Origin of the sequence: Paenibacillus sp. FSL W7-1332, assembly GCF_037969785.1 — a bacterium.
GTDB lineage: Bacteria > Bacillota > Bacilli > Paenibacillales > Paenibacillaceae > Paenibacillus_AQ.
Window position 1 is genome coordinate 6,656,550 of the sequence record NZ_CP150209.1, and the last position, 18,540, is coordinate 6,675,089.

The 18,540-nt window shown below is 37.7% G+C and carries 12 protein-coding genes and 3 pseudogenes; 5 read left to right on the forward strand and 10 right to left on the reverse strand.

Going from position 1 to position 18,540, the window contains the following annotated elements:
• Positions 1-4: 4 nt before the first annotated feature.
• Together MKX98_RS30290 and MKX98_RS30295 are read left to right on the forward strand one after the other, a co-directional pair.
• Positions 5-1,105, forward strand: coding sequence for an endospore germination permease (locus MKX98_RS30290; RefSeq protein ID WP_063477452.1), 1,101 nt, complete (start codon positions 5-7; stop codon positions 1,103-1,105).
• Positions 1,095-2,324, forward strand: coding sequence for a Ger(x)C family spore germination protein (locus tag MKX98_RS30295; RefSeq protein ID WP_339220093.1), 1,230 nt, complete (start codon positions 1,095-1,097; stop codon positions 2,322-2,324). The genes MKX98_RS30290 and MKX98_RS30295 overlap by 11 nt, the downstream gene beginning before the upstream one ends.
• Before the next feature lie 1,361 nt (positions 2,325-3,685).
• On the opposite strand, the gene MKX98_RS30300 is transcribed toward MKX98_RS30295, so the two are convergent.
• The 4 genes from MKX98_RS30300 to MKX98_RS30315 form a co-directional block, all read right to left on the reverse strand.
• The gene (locus tag MKX98_RS30300) at positions 3,686-4,831 is read right to left on the reverse strand and encodes a Ger(x)C family spore germination protein (protein WP_339220095.1); all 1,146 of its coding nucleotides are present in this window, start codon (positions 4,829-4,831) and stop codon (positions 3,686-3,688) included.
• Between the two features lie 55 nt (positions 4,832-4,886).
• Positions 4,887-5,822, reverse strand: a complete 936-nt coding sequence (locus tag MKX98_RS30305; RefSeq protein ID WP_339220097.1) for a spore germination protein — start codon at positions 5,820-5,822, stop codon at positions 4,887-4,889.
• 136 nt (positions 5,823-5,958) lie between these two features.
• Positions 5,959-6,507, reverse strand: a complete 549-nt coding sequence (locus MKX98_RS30310; protein WP_071220731.1) for a GyrI-like domain-containing protein — start codon at positions 6,505-6,507, stop codon at positions 5,959-5,961.
• Between the two features lie 2 nt (positions 6,508-6,509).
• Complete coding sequence (locus MKX98_RS30315; RefSeq protein ID WP_339220099.1) at positions 6,510-7,373, reverse strand: helix-turn-helix domain-containing protein; 864 nt, start codon at positions 7,371-7,373, stop codon at positions 6,510-6,512.
• Between the two features lie 439 nt (positions 7,374-7,812).
• Between MKX98_RS30315 and MKX98_RS30320 the strand changes: the two genes are divergently transcribed.
• Positions 7,813-8,787 (forward strand): phosphotransferase, encoded by a 975-nt coding sequence (locus tag MKX98_RS30320; RefSeq protein WP_071220729.1) that lies wholly within the window; start codon positions 7,813-7,815, stop codon positions 8,785-8,787.
• A 63-nt stretch (positions 8,788-8,850) separates the two neighbouring features.
• Positions 8,851-10,965: pseudogene (locus MKX98_RS30325) on the forward strand (Tn3 family transposase); the annotation flags it as partial.
• A gap of 160 nt (positions 10,966-11,125) precedes the next feature.
• On the opposite strand, the gene thyX reads toward MKX98_RS30325, so the two are convergent.
• The 5 genes from thyX to MKX98_RS30350 form a co-directional block, all read right to left on the reverse strand.
• Positions 11,126-11,821, reverse strand: coding sequence for an FAD-dependent thymidylate synthase (gene thyX, locus MKX98_RS30330; RefSeq protein WP_059040594.1), 696 nt, complete (start codon positions 11,819-11,821; stop codon positions 11,126-11,128).
• Positions 11,822-11,907: 86 nt separating this feature from the next.
• Complete coding sequence (gene dfr / locus MKX98_RS30335) at positions 11,908-12,405, reverse strand: DfrD/DfrG/DfrK family trimethoprim-resistant dihydrofolate reductase (RefSeq protein WP_059040595.1); 498 nt, start codon at positions 12,403-12,405, stop codon at positions 11,908-11,910.
• A 232-nt stretch (positions 12,406-12,637) separates the two neighbouring features.
• The gene (locus tag MKX98_RS30340; protein ID WP_059040596.1) at positions 12,638-13,021 is read right to left on the reverse strand and encodes a DUF6262 family protein; all 384 of its coding nucleotides are present in this window, start codon (positions 13,019-13,021) and stop codon (positions 12,638-12,640) included.
• Positions 13,014-15,050 carry a tyrosine-type recombinase/integrase gene (locus MKX98_RS30345; protein ID WP_339220103.1) on the reverse strand — a complete coding sequence of 679 codons (2,037 nt, stop codon included), beginning with the start codon at positions 15,048-15,050 and terminating at the stop codon, positions 13,014-13,016. Before MKX98_RS30345 ends, MKX98_RS30340 begins: the two co-directional genes overlap by 8 nt.
• Positions 15,050-16,138, reverse strand: a complete 1,089-nt coding sequence (locus MKX98_RS30350) for a tyrosine-type recombinase/integrase (protein ID WP_071220727.1) — start codon at positions 16,136-16,138, stop codon at positions 15,050-15,052. The genes MKX98_RS30345 and MKX98_RS30350 overlap by 1 nt, the downstream gene beginning before the upstream one ends.
• 149 nt (positions 16,139-16,287) lie before the next feature.
• Here MKX98_RS30350 and MKX98_RS30355 point away from each other — a divergent pair.
• A pseudogene (locus tag MKX98_RS30355) lies at positions 16,288-16,980 on the forward strand (Tn3 family transposase); the annotation flags it as partial.
• A gap of 273 nt (positions 16,981-17,253) precedes the next feature.
• Here the strand turns inward: MKX98_RS30355 and xerS are convergent.
• Positions 17,254-18,249 (reverse strand): annotated as a pseudogene (gene xerS, locus MKX98_RS30360) (tyrosine recombinase XerS); the annotation flags it as partial.
• Positions 18,250-18,540: the final 291 nt, after the last annotated feature.

Sequence of the window (18,540 nt, forward strand, 5' to 3'; positions counted from 1 at the left end):
ATTCATGTACAGACAAAGATCCATAACCTGGTTTCAAGCATCGGCCGTAGTCATCAGCTCTATTATTGGTGGTGGTGTACTCGATATCCCTCGTATCGCAGCTGCCACTGCGGATAGTGGCGCTCCTCTCATCACATTGGCTGGAATTGCGATTGCTTTATTGGGTATTTGGTTGATAACCGTTTTAGGCATGCGTTTTCCGAAGGAAAATTTGTTTCAGTATAGTCAGCATATCCTCGGAAAGCCAGTTGCATATTCGGTTAACCTATGTATGGTTCTTTTCTTTGTAATCCTTACAGCCTTGACCGTAAGGCAGTTTGGCGAGGTTGTGGTTTCCGCGGTATTGCGGAAAACACCTATTGAAGTCACCATCATCATATTATTGCTGCTTGCCACTGTAACGACGCGACGAAACATAATCAGATTTTCTTACATCCACATGTTTTATTTACCATTTATCCTCGGACCTGTCCTTGGTATTGCATTGATCTCACTTCAAAATGCTGAGGTACTCAATCTGCAACCCATCATCGGTAACCATCCCAAGGACGTTATTGGGGGGGGATTGTCCATCACAGCATTGTTTCAAAGCTCCTTGATTATCACGTTGATCATTCCCTTTATGAAAAAACCAGAGAAATCATTGAGATCCAGTATGCTTGGAGGGACTATTGCTGGATTATTGTATTTCATCATCGTTATCTCAACTGTTGCTGCTTTCGGCCCTCAAGAGACTATTCAACTGATTTGGCCAACACTGGAAATAGCAAGATTAACTTCCCTTCCCGGTAAAATTTTTGAACGCTTAGACGCTATATTTATTGCCGTGTTGGTTATTACTGTGTTCACGACCATTTATGCTACATATTATTTGGCAAGTTATGCTGCGCGCGAGACGTTTGGTTTAAAGGATCATGGTTTTCTTTCAAGCTTTCTTCTCCCCTTTCTATACCTTGTTGCCATGATCCCACAAGATATATTTCAGTTATACCGAATGGGTGAAATCGTAGGTAAAGTTGGCCTTTCATTAACACTGGGCTATCCATTACTACTATGGATTATCGCTGTAATACGAAAAATAAGGGGGAATCCCGTTGAAGAATAAATTCATGAAAGTCGTTGTTTATCTGCAGCTCCTAGCTATTTCTGTGCTATTGAGTGGATGTTGGGATAGTACCCAAATCGACGATCGTGCCCTTATCTTAGGATTAGCGATCGATGAGGCTGGCCCGGAAGCCTCCAAAAAGGAAGATCTCGCGAATCACAAAGAAAGAGATGTTAAACAACTTAATAAAAACATGATCCGTTTAACTGCTCAAATCGCGGTGCCTGGACGCGTTCCACTCGGTCCTGGCAATGGAGGTAGCTCAGATAGTAAAAAAAGCAGTCCGGTTTGGGTTGTCCAGGTTGTGGGTCACACGATCGAAGATGCGATGAATAATTTGCAACAGGAAATAGCAGATCCTCGCTTTTTAGAACACCTCAGGATCATCGTGATCAGTGAGAATATCGCGGAGAGAGGTTTGGATGATCTGAATGATGTTTTTCGCAGGAATGCGCAAGTCCGCCGTTCAACCTGGTTACTCGTTACCGATACAAAAGCTTCTGATTTGATGGAAGTTGCTCCTCCTCTCGAACGCGTACCCACTTTATATGTACTTTCTATGCTGGAAAAATCCGTTGAGATGGGGAAATTTCCAGAGATGTATTTGTCACACTTTTGGAATAATGGTTCTAAACTTGGACAAAACCCGTTTTTGCCCTATATTTCGATACGAGAAGGTGAAAATATCCTGATTAATGGATTTGCTTTTTTCAGAAATAATAAAATGGTTGGAACAACGTCGAGCCCTATTGAAATTGGCGTATATATGGCAGCAAAAGGGATAAATCCTGGAGGTTATACAGTCCTGTTCCCTGTCCAAGATACGGGTTATGTCATGGTTAGAGCCAAAAAACGAAAGAGTTACACTAAAGTTCGAATACAGAATGGAAAGCCACATGCTGATATTGATGTTTATATTCATGGTGAACTCGTTGAAAAACTCTCTGCGAATACAAATATTGACACGACTCTAGACTTGAAAAAAATTGAGGAAGAACAAGAACGGAGAACAACTACGGCTATTAACGACCTGATAAAGGAGACGCAAAAGGTTAAGTCTGATATTTTTGGTTTGGGTGAATATGTAAGAGCCCATGAACGATCCTACTGGAATGAGAATGTTCGAGCTAAGAATGATTGGGAGAACTTGTATGCCGGCATGTCCATACATGTGAACGTTAAAGTGAACATTCGTAGAGTAGGTATGAAAGTTAAATAAGGGAGGATCTTTTGAAGATGATACTTAATCTAGGGTGGTCCTTGGTGGCTCTTTTCGTCCTGTCTGGATTATTTTTATTAGCTGTAGAAGGTCCGACATTTCGGAGAAAACACATGAAAAAAGAACGAATGGTTGCGCTTAGGTTAGGATGGATCCAATTAATCCTATCTGTCTTTCTGACTTCTATCGTGGTCACCTTGCAATTCCTTGGAATAGGTCGGTAGTAGAAAATTGAAAGCAGTTTATTTTCGTGCTATCTAGAGGTATTCATAGCAAGAGTGAACCAGGTTTGAATTAAAAACTCACTGAAGTTGATGTACCGCTTTATCAAGGTAGCGGCAACCCCTGCGATCTCATGCTTTATCCGTTGCAGTCACGGATAGAAAGGTGTTGTAGTGATGCAAGCAAGCATGGAGTAAGATATCTATATGCATAAATGATTAGTCCTGCTCACAAAAAAATCTTCGCTTACACTTCACTGTCTTCATCTATCCCTAAGTCATGCTGATAGATCAAATTTTGCCCATATATACTGCGAGTCCCTTAGTGAAGATCAAGTAGTAAACATATGTACACAACCGACCCCTTACCAAAAAAATTCATATCCTCTAGGGTAGGAATACATTTCGGATGTTTTTGCCCATCCCCTCGAAAAGGTGGAATAAGGGAACTTTTGATAAAGATATATTTATCAATATAAAGAATGGGCGCATCTTATTCAAGAAAAGCGCCCGATTGCGGAAGTGTTACTATTTCGTTATCAATAATAAGCTCCGAATCGGCTTGAATGCAAATGTCTATTTTTTGCCGAATGGAAGCCTTCTCATTGAACTCTTCTGTTCGTTACTTCAATGAAAATCAACAACACAGTTTAACAAAGCCATTATTTTAAGTTCTATTTAAATCCTTCTTCGTCTGGAAGAATTCAGCCATTGTCGGCGACCGCGATAGTGCATTTTTCTATGCTAATTCAAGAATTGATTCGGTTGCGGGCCTCAGGGTGAAAACAAAAACTTAGGATCGTAATGGCTCTCATTCTCCGTCATTCAGTATTCAATCCTTATGTGTGTACATTTTCAACGATTTCAATGCCGCAAAAAACAGAATAGCAAGGCTTCTCATTGTGTATACAACTGTACACTTTGTCCTCTATTTGTATAGCTGAAGCAGCTGTAGTAACTTGATCTTGATCCCTTTTGTAAGTAACTATATCATAAAGAAAGAATTAATTTGATGAGAACCACAACAACAAGGAGCGCTGCTACATGAAAGCAATACAATTCACCACGTACAATGCATATGGAGAATTTTGTTTTTATGTTAAAAAAGAACTACTGCAGGAATAATTTCACTTGCCAGAATCACGAGGTGGATTCACCATGTTCATGTAATTTATATCTTCCAGGGTAAACAATATTCACCTCAACCTTTACATGGCGCAGGGAATCTTGGTTTAAAACGAGTTGCTGTTTTCCTGTGGCAATGCTCTTCCATTGATGTGGATGTTTGCGATACAAAGATTCGCCCAAATTGTAAATATCTATACCCTCTTTAAAAGCAGTTTGATACGTTTTGCGGATTTGCTCCTCTATTTTTTCCTGAGCCATTTGTGTGAGTTCCTTTTCGGTAAGGTCCGTATGCAATTCATTGATCCCTGCCTTCACTTTTACTGAAATATCGAAATACGCCTTGTTCAATTTCACAATAGGAGTCACTTCATATTTGGGTTTTTCTGCGACAAGAACAGCCGCAAGCTTCTCTTCGGCAAACAAATCAAGAGGTACTCGGATCGTGTGAGTACTTAGCCAGGGCATTCCCGGCAAATCCTTAAGATCCATTCGTCCATAATAATTGTGTAGATCATATACATGTATGCCAGAATATCTAAGCAGCTCTTTTGGTTTATTACTTTCCTGCCATTGACCTTTGCGAAGCGATAATTCCGGTATATAACTGGTTCTGGCCTTTTCGTTTGAGTCCAGTACAAATTGTTGCAGGCGGACCGGAGCAAGGATAGAACGCTGTCTGAAATTTTGCTCGGGATTGTGAAGAATGGATGCATTTGGCGATAATCTAAAAAATGGGGTTGCCAGCAAGATTTCTTCAGGAGGCTCTCTTGTGCTAAACAGCCAGACCAAGTACCTTATTTCACGATAACGGTTGATCAATTCCAGCACTTCTCCGACTTTGTTTTCCTTCATCAATCTCTCGCTGAACAAAATGGCAGAGATTTGTCCCCAGTTTAAGCGTTGTTGTGATGTACTGTACAAATCATTTGCCGCCTCCGTAAACGAGGAACCTTCGCCTTTGCCCACCCAAACCGGGGGCTGCTCCGCTTTTTGCTGTCCCTCCAGCTTGGCCACTGTCGAGAAATCGAGCATTTGCACATACAAGGTGTATTGGCCATCGACATAGTCTATTCCAACAGCCGTAGCATAGTTCATGTTTTGCACTTCATATTCGCTCCAGCAACCGGTAAGGGTGAGAAGAAGGAAAAGTGCAACCATACTTTTATATCTCCTCATTTATGCCTGTCCCCTTGCCTTGTAGAATCTCGTGTCTTCACATGTCCGGTCGAGTGTTTCGCCATGGCCAAGGTAATCGAAACAAAGCGTTGGCCAAGTCTTTAAATGGAGGTGATATTGGGGCCAAGTAAGGCAAGCCGCATGAACGCAATGAGGCTAAATGGCTGAGCACAATAAATAATCCAAGAAAGAAGCCATAAATGCCAAGCGTGGCAGACAGAATGAAAAGAAAAAAGCGTAAGATACTAATCGTTCCAGCCAATGATAGGCTCGATAAAGTTGAACCAAAGATTTGTGTAATTGCTCCGATGACAACGATACCTGGGGATAAGAATCCAGCACGAATGGCCGCATCCCCCAGGATAAGTCCTCCTACAACCGTTGCCGTGGAGCCGACCGCAGAAGGCAATCGGATACCAGCTTCCCGCAGGATTTCTAAGAAGAGAAGTACAATAAACATTTCAACTGCCACATCAAAAGGGATTCCCAACCGGTTAATCCCCAAAGTGGCAAGTAGATAATAGGGCAGCTGATCTTGATGATAGGTAAGAATGGCAACAAAAAATGCAGGAAGCAGTAGCGATATGGACAAGCCAAGTAAACGAAGCGTTTGACCAAATGTAGCTGCCAAAGCAGTAAAGTGGATATCTTCGGGTGCTTTCACAAGCAAAAATAAATTGGCAGGCGCAATCAACGCAGCTGGTGTACCATCCACAATCAACGCTACACGGCCATTTAGCATACAGTTAGCGGTAAAGTCTGGTCTGCCTGTATACCCCATCAAAGGAAATAATGCTTTTGTCGGTTCCATTAATTCTTCTAGCTGAGTGGCGCTAAACGCTCCGTCAATGTGAAGATCATCTAATTTATTCTTTACATCTTGAACAATCTTAGGATCAACAATGTCACGCATGTATAGAATCGCAACGGTTGTTTTCGTGCGAACGCCTACTTTTTTCGTTTCATAAACCATACTGGGGTAATACCAGCGTAGCTGATACCACCCGCAAACGCATGGATAAAAATGTAAGAACTCTCCAGACGCGGAGAGTTCTTTTTATGAGTGATAAATGTACCAATTACAGCCTGTTTGTTAAACTAACGTTTAGCTAGACTTGCTTAATCGGTATATAATAATCAAGTATCAGTACTTTCTGTCCGCGTTTCTGGGGCATTCCAAATCTTTGATCCGTATAAACTTCACATTTAAAGTAATTTTGCCAATCCACTTCATATCCATTTTGATGAATGGCTTCCATTGTCAGTCGATGTGCATTCGGATAGATATCATGCTCTTCGCCCTCAATCCAAGTTTTTGCAATGGTACAAGCTGGTATGTCATATGCTGCATACCCATCGGGCACAGGTGTATTAACTTTCATTAAAAAGCCTGCAACGTATGTAAATGTTTCATCCTCTTTGTTGAAATCTCTTACGTACCCTTCATAACCATTCGGCGTTTCGGCAGGACAATATTCAGTCATGTTTGCAAGGGTATCAAATGTGCCGTCGGAAAAGCATTGTTTCCACAACGATGGAATCGTTGGATATTTTGATGGAAAAATAGGATTAAAGTTTTCAATCTTGGTTCTAATTTCTTTTCCAACCATCTTGTATGGACCAAAATCAACAAATTCAATTTTTTTCAAATTAGCCATAGTCATCTTCCTTTCGCAGTAATAGGAACCCATAATTCATTTTGGGGATAGTGTCCTGGAGGATAAAAGCATTCAACTGCTGGCAAGTCTGCCAGTACATAATCTGATGTAGGAACCCAATCCGTATACAAACACTTCCATGCGTTTACGAGGTCGGCAGGATTTTGGGCTTCGAATACAACCCATTGGCTTTCAGGGAATGTTAGCTTTTCCATATCCGCAGGAGTTTCTTTTTCATATGGTACAGCCAAGTAATAGAAGAGAGTTTCATTTTTACCCCAGTCACCTCCTGATAAAATGCCCAATATGCCATTAGGTACTTTTTCAGGGTTTTCACCCATTAAACCAAGTAATTTGTCTCCAATACCATTCATTCCTGCTTCTTGCCAGATTTTAGGTATGGAATTGAACGCATGATCAGTATTCACGCAATTTTTGAAGCCTGCAGCTGAAAACCCAGGATTTTTTTCAATTCTGTAGTTCATTTCTGTCCTCCCCGCAATCGAAATGTGGAAAGAAATACGTGGATAAGCCTTCATCTTTACCCCTGATTTACGAGTTGATGTTGGTGAAGTCCCGTGCAGTTCACGAAATGCTCGCGTAAATGAAGCATGAGATTTATAACCATATGTTTGTGCGATTTCGATCACACTTTTGTTGCTTTGCTGTAGCTCAAAAGCAGCAAGTGTCAGCCGTATTCTTCTGATATAATCAGAAAGCGTCACCTCTGATATGAACGCAAACATTCGTTGGAAATGATAATTCGGGCAACAAGCTGCTTTTGCAGCTTGCTTATAATCAATTTCCCCAATCAGGTTGTCCTCAATATAGTCAATTGCTGCATTCATTCGATCAAGCCAATCCACTAATGGTCCTCCTTCCATATATAAGTCTAGCAGAAAAATAAACTGCCGCTTTGCAGTTGTTGTACAAAATATGCAAAAGAAAAAAACTGCTATTTATTTTTTTGTTGAGCAGGTGTAGTCCCCATTAATAAATAAAAGTTCCTAATTTGGTCAGTATCGGAACAATGTAGTTGAAATCAGTATATCTGAGCTATATATTTTAAACAATATGAATCTCAAAAAGCTCTATGTTCCACTTACAAAAGAAAATACGGAACTTTAATGTTTGTGAATTATTTGAACCTTTCGCTACAGCATGTTTTTTGTGCTCCTTCAGTTATTGGAAGTGCTTTACAGTCGATCGATAAGATACTACAATTTATAGGAACGTTAGTTCTGCATCTTATTAAGGCGCTTAACCAATTTGGTTCGTATACTCCACTATTGAGAGGTGATCATTATGGAAGCAGCTAGAGCAATAAATCTTATTGAGGAAGAGATCATTAATGACCTCAGAGGCAAGTTTGGATGGCATATTCAATCTGTAGAAGCAAACAACTTGGGATACGGAAATATGAAGTGGATCATGAAGACCGACAGCGAATCCTATTTTGTGAAGAAATATTGTAAAGTTAGGTACCGAAGAGGACTTGAAGACGTTCACGAAGCATTGCGGTATCAAGATTTGATGTATCGCGATGGCATACCTTGTCAGCCTGTATATTCGTACAATAATCGGTATATTCATCGTTTACAATCCGAAGAAGACTATATGATTACTGGTGTTAGTAAGGGGGAGCTTATCCAGGCAGGGACTGCTAATCTCCAACAAATGTACAGTCTTGGGGAAGCTACTGGAAGAATGCACAAATGGATGAGTATCCATATGCCTCGACGCATAGCTCTGCATTGGGAGTTGCCGAGCAAACATAAAATGATTGCCAGACTAGAGCTGAATTTGCATGAGACAGAGGAAGCAAATCACGAAAAATACGTACTAGCCATTCAAAAGCAGATGGAAATACTTAGCGGACTAGACATGGATATATTCAATGAATGCGCTAAGGGATGGGCCCATTGGGATATGCATGTTGACAATCTTTTGTTTTACAAGGATGGAGTTGCTGATATTGTCGACTTTGATCGAGTACAGTTTGTTTATCCTGATTTTGATATCTCACGAGCGTTGCTATCGTGTGCTCTTAAAGATGCCCAAATGCGATTGGATGCTGTAGAGGCTTATGTAGAAGGCTACAGGGTACATATGAGCTTATCTAATGAGCAACTCGTTCGATCCATTAAACTTACTTGGTATAAGGAGTTCAAGTGGGTACATGCGATGTATAGCAGTGAAAAGACAATGGGACGCTTTATTGATGAGATGATCTGGATCGGGGACAACTGGAACGAATTGAATGATATTTTTAAGCTCTGAATTGATTTTTTACATATATATCCACCTACTTTGCGGGTGGTATCAGCTTCGCTGGTACTACCCCAATTAGCTGTTCTTCGGTATCCCAGTTGGCCATACACTCATATCAAAAACATCCCGGATTCAGTCATACATTATATATCGAAACAAATCGGTGCCACTTCATCTTCGATTAGTCTTTATCCTCAAAGAGAAAATACACTTTGGGATCATTTGAAAGAAATTCGAAGTGAATACGACTTTGTAACTTTTACACTAAAAGAATATCGAATAGCATTTAAGCATCTTCATCAATTAGCTTTGGAAAATGGCGATGCCATGCATCTACTACATGAATGTATAGATTTTCTAAGAAAAAAGAAAATCATTCTGCCTGCTATCACTACACTTGAGAGATTGGTGTGGGAGGCAAGGGCAATGGCTGAAAAGAAGCTATTTAATACGGTTAGTCAAACTCTAACAAATAACCAAAAAGAAAAGCTTGAAGAGATCATTACTTCGCAGCATCCATCCGAATCCAATAAAACGATATTGGGTTGGTTAAAGGAACCACCGGGTCATCCTTCATCCGAAACATTTCTAAAAGTAATAGAACGACTCGAATACATACGAGGTATAGAATTAGAAACGGTACAAATTAATCATTTGCATCGCAATCGCTTGTTACAGCTATCTCGCTTAGGTTCAAGATATGAGCCTTATGCGTTCCGTGACTTTCAAGAAAATAAACGATACTCGATTTTAACCGTCTATTTATTACACCTTACTCAGGATTTAACGGATAAAGCCTTTGAAATTCACGACAGACAAATACTCAGTCTGTTATCAAAAGGCCGTAAGGCTCAAGAAGAAATTCAGAAACAAAACGGGAAAAAGCTGAATGAGAAGGTTATACACTATACGAACATCGGACAAGCTTTAATCAAAGCAAAACGGGAAAAACTAGACGTTTTTGAGGTTTTAGAATCGGTTATTGAATGGAATTCTTTTGTTTCTTCAGTGGAAGAAGCTCAGGAGCTTGCACGTCCTGCCGACTATGACTATTTAGACTTACTGCAAAAACGATTTTATTCTCTTAGAAAATATACGCCAACCCTATTAAGGGTATTGGAATTTCATTCCACAAAGGCGAATGAGCCACTTTTACAAGCTGTAGAGATTATACGAGGAATGAACGAATCTGGGAAGCGAAAAGTACCTGATAACTCACCTTTGGATTTTATTTCAAAACGGTGGAAAAAGCATTTATACGAGGATGATGGTACAACAATCAATCGGCATTACTATGAAATGGCTGTTTTAACAGAACTTCGGGAGCATATTCGGGCTGGTGATGTTTCTATTGTGGGCAGTAGACAATATAGAGATTTTGAGGAATATTTGTTTTCCGAAGATACATGGAATCAAACGAAGGAGAATACAAGATTATCGGTTAGTTTATCATTCAAGGATTATATTACAGAGAGAACTAGCAGCCTTAATGGGAGGTTACAGTGGTTAGCTGCTAATTCCAACAAGTTAGATGGAGTTTCTCTTGAAAAAGGAAAGCTGTCACTTGCACGATTAGAAAAAGATGTTCCAGAAGAAGCAAAGAAATTTAGTGCAAGCCTGTATCAGATGCTACCAAGAATAAAATTAACCGATTTACTGATGGATGTTGCCCATATAACAGGATTTCATGAGCAATTTACACATGCTTCTAACAAACGAAAACCAGATAAAGAAGAAACAATCATTATTATGGCTGCTCTTTTAGGAATGGGAATGAATATTGGCTTGAGCAAAATGGCTGAAGCAACACCCGGGCTTACATATAAGCAACTAGCCAATGTGTCTCAATGGCGCATGTATGAAGACGCAATGAATAAAGCCCAAGCTGTATTAGTAAATTTTCATCACAAGCTACAATTGTCTTCTTATTGGGGAGACGGTACAACATCCTCGTCAGACGGTATGAGAATGCAGCTAGGTGTTTCATCACTACATGCAGATGCAAATCCACATTATGGAACCGGAAAAGGAGCCACCATCTACCGTTTTACTAGTGATCAATTCTCTTCTTACTACACAAAGATTATTCATACTAATTCAAGGGATGCGATTCATGTTTTGGATGGTTTGTTGCACCATGAGACGGATCTAAACATAGAAGAGCATTATACAGACACGGCCGGTTATCAATACCTTTTTATAAAAAAGTTAGAATTTAATTGTGTTCTTTCATTATAGACATGTATTTAAAGAATGATTAAAAATGACTAACGACTCAAAGTCGTTAGCCATCATCTTCCATTAAAGCACTTAAATAAATGGAATTAACAAGAACCATCCTTACTTTTTAGTTATATTTGAGGAGAGCGTCAAGGGACAATGGAAACTTCTCATGTGCTAATTCCTGCACAGCTTCAGCAAGAACTCTAATTTCGTATTGGGCATCCTCTGGGAGTCTTAAATTCAAGAAATGGGCTACACCTTGAAGAGAACCAGTCCAATAATATCTCACAAACATAGAGTAAGCAGGAAGAAATAATCGAGCTTGTTCTGGAGCCACACCAGCTTCCATGGCTTCTTCATAAAGGCGTTCACCTTCAGCAATATGCTCTTCAAGCTTCTTTGTAAAAACTCCTCCAGATAATTCACTTAAATTCTCGCCAGAGCCTTGTTTTGAATTTGCTGGTTTCGATCTCCACTCATTAGCATTAGGTATGTAAAACTCTGGTTCTTCAGTAATATAACGACGAGAAGATTCATTCCAAGCAACGAATGGGTCCTGAAATCCAGAACCAATGATATGCTTCCAATGTTGTCTTGCGACGTAAAGAGGGACGTAAACTTCAAATTGAAGTGAAGTGTGTCTGAATGGACTTGTGTGACCTTCACGAGCGAGAAAGTCAATGAGTCCCTTATCTTTATCGTCAAGAACGTCCTTTTTCTTGTTATAAGAAACACGAGCTGAATTTGTAACAGATAAGTCGGAACCCATGTAGTCTTGTAAGATCACATATCCACCATTTAAAATGTCAATTTTTTTCATTTTCCAAACCTCTCTCTAACCAAAAATTATTGTTGCTTAATATTTTAATCATTTTTTAAAAGTTTTACTTAAAATCTCTGAAACTGTTAGCTTAATAAATTTATTCTTTTATAAACATGAAAATAGTAGTTATATGGGTTTTTTTCATTCATAATTCCTTTTTCAACAGATTCTTCTTTCCATTCATCAAAATTAACTTCAGGAAAAAATGTGTCTCCCTCGAATTCATGATGAATTCTTGTTATATACATTTTTTCAACATAAGGTAAGAACAAACTATAAATCTGTTCTCCACCGAAAATAAAAATCTCTTCTTCATCTTTACATAACTCAAAAACATCTATAATTGAATGGGCAATTTCACATCCATCAAAATTAAAACCTTTATCTCGTGTCAGAATAATATTCCTTCTGCCAGGTAAAGCTATTCCGATAGACTCAATGTTCTTTCTACCTAATATAATTGAATGTCCATTTGTAGTATCTTTAACATACTTCCAATCATTCGGAATTCTCCAAGGAATGTCATTCTCTTTACCAATTACTCTATTCTTATCCATCGCAACAATTAAAGAAATCTTCATATATACTCAGCCTTTTTTAACTATTTTACCTTGCAATTTTTTATTTCTATTGAAATTTCTTTTTCCACTAAATGACCCTATATTTTAAGTACAATCTTTCAAAATCTCTTCGATATTTTAACATAAATATTCATGAATCCGATGTCATTGTACAAAAAAGACATTCAACATTTTTATGGCTTCGTCATATTACAAGAAAAAAATCAACAGGGAAAGGAAAAAGAGTGGGAACTTAAATATCCTCATACATTTTCCCATATTGAATTTTCAATTGTTCTTTAATTTCTTTATTTTCCTTTTCTAAATGCTTGACTCGCTTCCGTAAGGAAGCGATAATTACATCTTTTGATGCGTCACTCATATTCCTTTTAACTTGCTTTATTGAGGGGAGACCCTCTTGTTGTTTGCGAAGTGTTTCGATTCGATCTCGGAGTTTTGTATTTCTGTATAGAAATGCCTTTGAAACCCCTGATTCTGCAGATATAGAGTTAAAATTGATTTTCATTTGTTTTTTTATCATCTTTTTGATCGCTTCTTCAACTTTTTGAATGGACTTTTCCGTTTTCAACTTCGCATATTTTATAATACCTTCAGTATTTGGGGTTTCATTAGACATTTTGCATCACCTTCTCACGTTCATCTCCAACATACTCACGTCTAGTTTTATCTAAACCAAAGATTCCACCAGTATGTAGTAAACCATTTGCTAATTCTTTATATCTTTTTAATTTGGGTTCAATTAACTCAATGGAACGTAACCTTCCGGATTTTTTGTATACTTCAATATCAGCTTCCATTTTAGATATCTGTTCTTGATAATAGTCGAGAAAAGTCTTGTCAACGTGAAAACTTCGGCAGTTGTTTTTAATACATGGTGGTTCCAATGTCTGTTCAAGAAAATCACAATGAAGTTTTGGGCTTTTTACACAAAACCCATGATCTAAACGAATGGAGTCCATGTTGTGACGTATCCACTCCAGTTCAACTCCATTTTCTTTAGCCTGTTGAGCTAAATCAGCGACAATAACTTCTCCACGTGTATCTAATCTTACTGCGCCATTATCTCGAGCCTTTTCCCATTCATCACGGAGTGACTGGTCATGAATTTGGGCATAGACTAATGTCATTTCAGGACTGGCATGTGCCATCAATTTTTGAACATGAAGGATATTCATTCCGTTATTAATCAAATTAACACCGTAACGGTGTCGAAATGCATGATTTTTAAACCAATAAATTTCTCCATCCTTGTCCTTAATATTACATCTGTTAGCTAGTTTATTAAGGTTCAGCTTTATGGAATCCTGCGATATGGGATTACCCATCCTTTTCCCTTTAAGTACTGGAAACAAATATTTCTTAGGGTTCGTGTCTAAAGAGGATCTCTTTTTTGTAATTTCTTGCTGCACCAAGACAACATTAGCAATTTCTTCTGAAATAGGAACTTTATGATTTTTATAACTTACTTTTCTTTGATCTCCGATAATCCACCAGCCATCTTCTTGTTTTACTAAGCAGTCAATTATAAGTGATAAAACGTCACTAATTCGAAAACCTGTAGCTTCCATTAGAAGAATTATAGGTATATGATCTGAGGAAAGTTGGTTAATATGGCAAACTAACTGTTCCCATACTTCATCCGGAATATATTTAATTTCATCAGCCTTTGCTCTTTTCTTTTTAGGAATATCCTCAATTGACAATAGTGAAATAACTGACTTTATCGGAGCTTCTTCCCATTCGAATTTTTGTATGTATGAGATAAACGTTTTAAGGTCTATTAAAAAACGATTTACATAATTGTGATCTGGATTAATTAAATATTTTCCTTTTTTAATAGTAGAATGTCGCAAGTATTCAATATACTCCTCAATATCCATTCTAGATAGCTGATTTAATTCTTTCCACTCAGGATATTTCTCCTTCAAAAAGGTGAAGAAAAACAAAAGTCTATTTAAATAACATATTGCTGTAGAAAAGCTAATGGATTGCTGAACAACTAGGCAAGTCTTTATATATTTTTTAAATAATTGTCTATAAGGTTGCGGAATTTTCGAAAAGTCTAATGAATATCTACTGATTGTATTGTTATAATTAATCTTCAAATTTCGTACATCCCAACAATCCTTATCTGTTTCTTCTCGTTCGTCATAAAAGTAATAATAAAAATCATAAACTTGAAGAAATAGTCTAATATACAATGATGGTTGAACTGTTGGTGACATCCACGGTGATGACTTTTTCCGGTGTACAATCTCAACTGATTTTCCTTTCTCTACAAGAAATGTTCGATACTCTATTAGAAACTTTTCTTTCGGAATATCAATAATAGAATCTAAATCAGCATAATATCGAGAGATGAATTCTGTAAAAACTTTAAGACATGGAGAATAATGCATAAAAGCATAGATAATCGAGATCCTTGTCTCCTGTAACCCCTTATAAAAATAATATTTTAATTCATTTTTTAATCTAAGATTGTGTACCTTATCAAAAATCAATTTTCTATTCCAATCATAATGTTTATCCAAAAAGGGACATTCTTGTACATCCCACACATCATTTGCCCAATATCCAAGTAATGGTTCATTTATCTGTTCCAAATGATGGGGAAGGGGTTTTATTTTGAATGTGTTCTGTATCATTATTTATCTCTTCTTCCCATTTTTTTATTTGAATGAGCTTGTTCCCAGCTTTCACGTATGGTTTCATCGGATGCATGGATATAAGTCTGTATGGTTGTTTGAACGTGTGCATGCCCTAATAACCTCTGTATGATGGCAATATCAACTCCTGCTGCGTGTAACTCTGTGGCATATGTATGCCGGAGCATATGAGGGGTAAAATCTATTCCTGTTTTTTTCTTCATCCGTTTAATTAAAGAACGTACAGAACCATCAGTCATTGGTTTACCACGATTTGGTCCAGTTAAGGTGATAAAAACATAATTGCTATCAATTTCGTAAGAATGATAGTCTATTAGATAATCTTGAAAGAGATTCATAGTCTCAATAGACACATAAACTTTTCGTTTTTCTCCATCTGATGTTTTGGATTTCCTCACCGTAACAGCGTTTTTACCTATATCAAAATCCTCTACCCACAAAGAAAGGGCCTCTCCAATCCGTAATCCTCCTTCATATAATATACGGAATAATAATTCATCCCGTATATTGCTGCACGCATCATGGATCACTTGGATTTGATTTTTACTCAAAGTTTTGATTAAACGCTTTGGTTCCTTAATCTTTAAAATGTTTTTATCATAAGAATTCCCTTTTGTAATGTGATGAAGGAAAGGTTTGAAAGTCTTAAAACGCCCTGGGGCTTGCTTTATTAATTGATCATTTAAATTCCCCCCGTAATCCTCATTACGAGTCAAATAGTCATAGAACCCTATGACACACGTTATGATGGTATTGACCGTTTTTTCTGATCGTTTCGCTAAGGTTGCTTCAAAATAAATGACTTTTGTAGATTGATCAGGGATTCTCAGCCAACCGATGAATTGAGCTAAAATATCAAGGTTTACTTCTTGATATTCTAATCTACACTCCTCTAGGAATTGAAAGTAAAGCTTTAGATGGTAACAGTATGACTTTAGTGTGTTTTCAGCTTTTCCAATGTTATCTAAATACTTTATATACTTTGCAACTGAAGTAACTGGATGCCCTCCATTGTCAATTAACAGATATCTTTTCTTCTCATGAATGAGAACTTCTTGTACTTTCAAAATTTCCCCCCATGTCTAAAATCATTTCGTTAGATACTATATATCCATAAAATTCATAGTACATATAATGAATCTATAAGGAAATAAAAAAGAAGTAGTTGATAACATGAGATACGTTAATTACTACTTCTAATACTAGTACAATTAATGCTGGTTACACAGACCAAATATTCGGATTGACTCATTTATTAGGATTTAAATTTGCTCCAAGAATAAGGGATTTATCAGACTCGAAATTATTTACAATAGATAAAGCAAGTGAATCTCCAAAATTAGAAGCCATTTTACGTGGACAAATAAATACAAAGGTCATTAAAGAAAATTATGAGGATGTTTTGCGATTAGCTCATTCTATAAATGAAGGAACAGTTTCAGCATCCCTTATTATGGGGAAACTAGGTTCTTATTCAAGACAAAACAGCTTGGCTACCGCTTTACGTGAGATGGGCCGAATAGAAAAAACGATCTTTATTTTGAATTATATTTCGGATGAATCATTAAGAAGAAAAATACAAAAAGGATTGAATAAAGGAGAAGCGATGAATGGACTGGCAAGAGCTATTTTCTTCGGAAAACAAGGAGAGCTTAGGGAACGAACCATACAGCATCAATTGCAAAGGGCCAGTGCCTTAAATATAATCATTAATGCCATCAGTATCTGGAATACTTTACATCTAACAAAGGCAGTTGAATATCAAAAACGGTCAGGTAGTTTTAATGAAGAATTATTGCACCATATGTCACCTCTAGGTTGGGAACATATTAATTTACTTGGAGAATACCATTTTAATTCGGAGAAAATGGTCTCGTTAGATTCTTTAAGACCCTTGAAACTTTCTTAACGTTGTTAAAACTGGGGGAATAGTCGGGGAAATGGGCTTAGCGTTGTAAATCCGCATTTTCCTGACTGTACCCCTATTTGATCCAAATTACATTCACTGGGTTAGGTTTGTATCATTCCGCCGATTATAAGGGGAGTTTTGTGTCACAGTCTCACAGTACCGCCATTTACAGGGGGAGATTTGTGTCACTAACGCTTAATACGAGGGGAAATTTGTGTCAAAAGCTCTTCCATTTCTAGTCTGATAGTACACATTCTCTTTATGCTTTGTGTCTTATTTATCCATATTATTTACTGCAATACGCATTTCTTCATCAGTTAAGTGTGTATAAATCATTGTGGTTTGTATTGATGAATGCCCTAATTGATTCTTTAATCTTGGTACATCATTATTCTCCATGTGATATCTTGTTGCAAACGAATGTCTCAATGAATGAACTGATAAAGACGGTTTCCCAAAGGCTGTGGCGTACTTTTCAATCAACTTCTCTATAGACCTAGCTGTTAATCGTCGGTTTTTTCCTTTACGACCAACTGGTGCTGCCATAAACAAATAATTGTCGTTTTTCTCTGCTTTATATCGTTCTTCCCGGATTTCAAGGAAATTTTCTAAATCCCACAAAGCTTGCTTGCTAAAATATACATACTGTTCTTTGTTACCTTTTCGCAATACTCGAACTTGACCTTTAACGATGTCTAGGTCTTCTATATTTATGCCAGCGACTTCTGACAATCGTAATCCTGATCCCAGTATTAAAGAAACGATGGCTGTGTCACGTTCACGATTAAATTCATGAAAGTGTTTAAGTCGTTTGTTATCTTTGTTAATTACACCATAGTCATGGGCAACAAATTGACGAAAAGTCTCAAAGTCATCTTCTCTGAGTATTTTACCTTCAATCCGATTCGCAATGGTTTCTTGAGTCTCTTTAACAGTGTTGAATTCCATTTTTGCCATAACATTGCGCAATATATATGGCTTCAAGTCAGGAGTTTCTGCTTTGTTTTGTAGATAATCAAACAATGATTTGAGAGCCGATAATTTGCGGTTTATCGTATGACTGGAGTTGTTCAACTGATATTCGAGAAAAGATAGAAAATTCTCAATCTCCCTGACCGTCAATTTCTCCAGAGTTTCTAAACCTATACTTTTACGGCTATCAGCAGCATAATTTTCCGATACTAACCAATCAAAAAAAATGATGTAGTCATGGCAATAATTCAAAAGGGTTGTGTGCGATAACTTCCGTTTACGACTATCTATGTATTCCCCCTCGTATTAAGCGTTAGTGACACAAATCTCCCCCTGTAAATGGCGGTACTGAGAGACTGTGACACAAAACTCCCATTATAATCGGCGGAATGATACAAACTTAACCCAGTGAATGTAAATTGGATCAAATAAATGATATCATATTCTGTAACGCTGTTAATAAGGGGAGGTTTGTGTCAAGTAGTACGGCAATCGGTACAAGTTCTTGTCCTCGACTCGGGACAAGAACTTGTACCGCGATAAAACAAAAAAGCCGCTATTTTAGCGACTTTCATTGGGAATATGTTC